Genomic DNA, 5,034 nt, shown 5'->3' with positions numbered 1-5,034 from the left:
ATATCACCGCAGGCATAAGCATCAACAATTTTCTGGCGCAAGTCGAGAGAGTAGGGTTTCATACCGACCAGTTATCAGTACAATTGCTCTCTCCTAGTGTACTGCACTGGACTGATAACCGCTATAACTTCAATTAGCTTCAAGTCTTGTAGCTGTAGTAATTCAATTGGAAAAACCTCTTGTCAAAAATCAACTATCAAAGTACTTGACATTACCCCAGGACTAACTGCTATATTAACAACAGTGGAATCTTTGGGGCGTAGCCAAGTGGTAAGGCAGCGGGTTTTGGTCCCGCCATCCCTAGGTTCGAATCCTAGCGCCCCAGTACAAGAAAAGTCAAACAGAATTAAGCTCAAGCCTTTTAATTTCCAGATATATCTGCAAATTTTTCTGGATTTAAAGCTTTTTAGTTTTTTTGTATTATGTGTGATTAGTCATCACCTTATACCATCACTGCTGATAAACAATCTTCATAGCTTGATTCAAGATGTAAATGGGTCAACAAATTTATCATGCGTAATGTTACTGTAGTGATAGTGCGTGACCCCCGATTTGCCCGGATTTTAAATATCGCGTCCAAGTTGATAGGTGTATTAAGTAGATTTTTGAAAACACTCAACTTCCCTTGAGATTGCTTGAGCTATGTGATGAGTAATTTACTAGCGTGCGGCAAAAGACAAGGTAACTTCATAAGCAATCCAACTTACGTATGCCAAGATGGAATCGAAGCATTCACCTATCTAAGCAATAAAAATAACTTAATTCACAGATGCCATGCTAAAGTCAGACAAATATCCTCACCCGTTGTCACAAGCTAATGCTACTCCACTAAATATTGATGAAGATGAATTAAATCTGGGTCAAATTGCAACAGTTCTGCGTCGGCGGATATTGTTGATCGCTGGTATAACAGCTGTAGTAGCAACAGCAGCAGTATTAAAGGCAGAAACTGATCCTCCAGTATATCAAGGCTCGTTTGAGATTTTAACCAATCCTGTAACCGGCGAGAGTAAAGTTATAGCCGATGTTCCTCAAACAATAAATTCAAGTTCTCAGGGCGGGCTAGTAGCATCAGCTGAGTCAGAAAAACAAGTTGCAACAACAGTCAAAGTTTTACAAAGTCATCGAGTCCTAGACCCGATTATCGAAAAGCTTCAGGTTAAATATCCAGACCTAACATACTCTGAAATTCTTAATGACTTAACTATTCAATCTAACCAACCAAATATTTTAGAAATCGCGTATACCCATCCAGACCAGAAGCAAGTTAGTGATTTTTCAAAGTTACTTGCTGATGCTTATCTGAACTATAGTCTAGCGGAGCGTCAGGCAGATGTAGATCAGGCAATTGTCTTTGTTAATAAACAACGACAACCGTTGGAGCAGACGGTTAAATTCTGGCAAAATAAAATGCGAGATCTGCGACTGAGCAATAACTTGATTGATCCATTGCAGAAAGGTCAAGAGTTGAGTGGTCAGATTGCTAATTTGCAACAACAGCGAATAGAAACAAGAGTCCAGCTAGAACAATTGGCAGCCAGGTATGAGGATTTGCAAAAAGAGTTAGCGCAACAGCCAGGCGAGAGGGCTGGTAATTCTGTACTGAGTGAAAATGTTCGCTACCAAAAGATACTGGATCAAATTCAGGGCGCAGACATTACTATTCAACAACAGTCAGCCGTATTAACGGATGATAACCCCAGAATGGTGACTTTAAAGCAAACGAAAGCCTATTTGCTGCCATTGCTTGCTCAAGAAGAAAGTCGGGTGCAGAAAGAGCTGCAAAGCCGCTTAAGAGAACTATCAGCTCGTGATAGCTCTCTGGACGAGAAAATCAGAGGACTCAATAGTGAAGTGAGAAGTCTGGCTAATGTTAGCCGTGATTACAGTAACATTGAGCGGGAATTACAAATTGTCACCGACGCCCTGAATCAATTTACAGCCAAACAACAAGCGTTGCAGATCGAAAAAGCGCAAAAGCAGCAACCTTGGCAATTACTTGATCCTAAATTAGCTAAGGTGAATGAACCCGCTCCTGTTTCTAGCGGTGCTAAGAAAAACTTAGCATTAGGTGGTATTTTAGGTTTGCTCTTGGGTGTAGGAGTAGCTTTAGCTGTAGATAAGCTCAGCAATATCTTTTACACTTCTAAAGAACTCAAGGATTCTACTAGACTGCCACTTTTAGGGATAGTTCCCTTGAGAAAAGAACTTGGAGGGGCGACTCAAGAAAGTGTAGCTGGAGTGCAACAAGCAAATCGTGCTTCCTTTTTTGAAGTTTTTCGCTCTCTCTACACCAATATTTTGCTTTTAGGTTCGGATGTTCCGATTCGCTCTCTAGTCATTAGTTCAGTGGGTCAAGGAGACGGTAAGTCCACAGTTGCTGTACAACTAGCACAGGCAGCAGCTGCGATGGGACAACGAGTATTACTGGTGGATGCTAATCTGCGTGCTCCTAGCTTACACAATCTAGTAGGACTAATGAACATTCAGGGATTAACCGATGTAATTTCCCAAGATTTGGACTGGAATAATGTAATTGAGCGATCGCCACAAGAAGAAAACCTGTATGTTATGAGTGCTGGCCCCATTCCGCCTGACTCGGTTAGATTGCTTGCGTCTCAGAAAATGCAAGATTTGATGGACAATCTGCACGCTAATTTTGACTTAGTAATTTATGACACACCGCCTCTACTGGGATTTGCCGATGCTTACTTACTAGCAGCTAACACCAATGGTATGGTACTAGTGGCTGGTTTAGGTAAGCTCAAACGAACTGAGCTACACCAAGCATTGGAAGAGGTGCAGATATCTGGCACTCCTATTTTAGGGATAATAGCGAATAAGTCAAAAGATGCTATGCCAGCCTCTTATAACTATTACCAGCAGTATTCCCAGCAAAATAGAAGCTTGGAACGGGTTCGTGAAGATGCAGGTAGTGAAGTTGCTAGTTCCTTATCAATTTCCTCTTCTTTAAGAAGAAGTAGACGACGTTAAGCAAGGTAATGGGTAATTGGTAGGAAAAAATTACGATTAATTACCCAATACTAATCAAAAGTTACTTTTCAGGCGATTTGAGAGCTTGATCCAAAACTTGCCGAGCCTGTTCGGCTTTAGCTCTCGCTTCTTGGTAACGCAGATTACCTTGGGCAAAATTTTTGAGAACTTTAAAACCTTCCTTGAGGCGAGTAATTTCCTCTTCAGTCACCGACTTATCGGAGAACAGAACATCAACCGCCTTGCGAATTTCCAATGCTTCAGTTCGTGACTCCTGAACTTTCAGCTTGAGCGTGGCCAGATTGCTCAAAACCTGGACAGCTTGTGTAATGGCATCTTCACCACTAGCAGCATCAGTAATTGGTTCCTTCACCTCAATTAATTGTTGAGGGCCAAATCCTTCTTCCAATTCAGTAGGCAGCTTACCGGCATCCATAAGTTCCATCAGCTGATCCATTGCTTTGTCACGAGCTTTAGCTGAATCTTTACCAGAAACAGTGAGGATAATTTCTGGGCTTTGAGCGAGAGTGTACTGAACCATATTTAAGCAGAAAATTTGCTGATTAACCAAGCCGAGGGAATTAATATTAACATGAACTGTGGCATTCCAGATGAGATGTTGCACATGGAGAAGCAAGCCGATATTAACTTGAGAAGTCACCCAAAATAAAACTTTATACTTGATAAAGGAAGATTAAAATTCAACAGGAGGGGAGAGCAATGACTCTCAATCCCACCGTCATGCGAGCAGTGGAACAACTGGGATATCGCGTCACTGTTGGTGATGTGGCAACCCAGGCAGGATTGAATGTTGCTGAGGCTAATCAAAGTTTATTAACGTTGGCGTCTGATACTGGCGGACATTTACAGGTAGCAGATTCGGGCGATATTGTTTACCTATTTCCGCAAAATTTCCGTTCAATTTTACGTAATAAATACTTACAGTTGCGGTTGCAGGAATGGTGGAAAAAGGTTTGGGGCGTTCTGTTTTACCTAATTCGCATTTCCTTTGGAATTTTCTTAACTGTTTCTATCGCCCTGATTACTGTTAGTATCATCATTATCATTACTGCTCTTAACTCAGATCGCGACAGCGATAACAGAGGTAGCTATTCCAGTGGTGGTGGCTTCTTCTATTTCCCAAATTTATTTTGGTATTTTAACCCAAATTATGACACCCACTACCAGGAACGGCGACGTGAAGGACACCAAGAAAGCAGTCTGAATTTCTTTGAGGCGGTCTTTTCATTTTTATTTGGCGATGGTAATCCCAACGCCAACTTAGAAGAACGGCGCTGGCAAGAAATTGCTACTGTAATTCGTAATAACCGTGGCGCAGTAGTAGCCGAACAAATCGCCCCATATCTAGATGACATTGGCGATCGCTATACAAAAGAATACGAAGACTATATGCTACCCGTGCTCACGCGATTCAATGGGCAACCGAAAGTAAGTTCTGAGGGGCAGATTATCTATTATTTTCCAGAGTTGCAGGTGCAAGCAACTAAAAAACGTCGGCAGTCAGTACCCGTATACCTAGAGGAATTGCTCTGGCGTTTTAGTGTAGCAAACTCAGGACAAATTATGCTGAGTGCCGGCTTGGGTGTACTCAATTTTGTTGGTGCCTTGGTGTTGGGAAGTTTGTTAAGAGATGGCACAGTGGCTGCCCAATTAGGTGGACTGGTAGCTTTTGTACAAGGAATTTATTGGTTGCTATTGGCTTACGGAGTCGGTTTTTTAGCCATACCTTTATTGCGTTATTTCTGGATTAAGTGGCGCAATAGCAAAATTGCTGACCGTAACCGCGATCGCCTTTCCCGCGCTAGGCTATTAGCAACTGCGGATGCTTCTTTGCAGCAGAAGATTGCCTACACCCATGAGTTTGCCGCAGAAAAAGTTATTGGGAACGAAGATTTGGTATATTCTAGCGAAACTGATTTACTCGATCAGGAAGTCGAGCGTTCTGCACAAATTGACGCTGAATGGCAAAAGCGCCTAGAACGTGGGGGTGGAGAATAGGGCATGGGGCATGGGGCATGG

Annotated in this window: 3 protein-coding genes and 1 tRNA gene; 3 read left to right on the top strand and 1 reads right to left on the bottom strand. The window is 42.3% G+C overall.

The features are described from left to right. Positions 1–253 precede the first annotated feature (253 nt). Positions 254–325, top strand: a tRNA-Gln gene (locus tag IQ246_RS28825). A 449-nt stretch (positions 326–774) separates the two neighbouring features. Continuing rightward, positions 775–2,994: a tyrosine-protein kinase domain-containing protein gene (locus IQ246_RS28820; protein WP_194006707.1), complete on the top strand. Its 2,220-nt coding sequence runs from the start codon at positions 775–777 to the stop codon at positions 2,992–2,994. Between the two features lie 61 nt (positions 2,995–3,055). Here IQ246_RS28820 and IQ246_RS28815 read toward each other — a convergent pair whose 3' ends face one another. Then, on the bottom strand, positions 3,056–3,535 hold the full coding sequence (locus IQ246_RS28815) for a hypothetical protein (RefSeq protein ID WP_194006708.1): 480 nt from the start codon (positions 3,533–3,535) through the stop codon (positions 3,056–3,058). Between the two features lie 179 nt (positions 3,536–3,714). Here IQ246_RS28815 and IQ246_RS28810 point away from each other — a divergent pair, with 179 nt between their 5' ends. Continuing rightward, positions 3,715–5,013, top strand: coding sequence for a hypothetical protein (locus tag IQ246_RS28810; protein ID WP_194006706.1), 1,299 nt, complete (start codon positions 3,715–3,717; stop codon positions 5,011–5,013). Positions 5,014–5,034: the final 21 nt, after the last annotated feature.

It is taken from the genome of aff. Roholtiella sp. LEGE 12411 (assembly GCF_015206995.1).
Classification (GTDB): Bacteria; Cyanobacteriota; Cyanobacteriia; order Cyanobacteriales; family Nostocaceae; genus Komarekiella.
This window is presented reverse-complemented; position numbering and strand designations above follow the sequence as displayed.

Excerpts from the sequence above, each read along its gene's own strand:
- IQ246_RS28820 (WP_194006707.1), top strand. The coding sequence starts at position 775 with ATGCTAAAGTCAGACAAATATCCTCACCCGTTGTCACAAGCTAATGCT.
- IQ246_RS28815 (WP_194006708.1), bottom strand. The coding sequence starts at position 3,535 with ATGGTTCAGTACACTCTCGCTCAAAGCCCAGAAATTATCCTCACTGTT.
- IQ246_RS28810 (WP_194006706.1), top strand. The coding sequence starts at position 3,715 with ATGACTCTCAATCCCACCGTCATGCGAGCAGTGGAACAACTGGGATAT.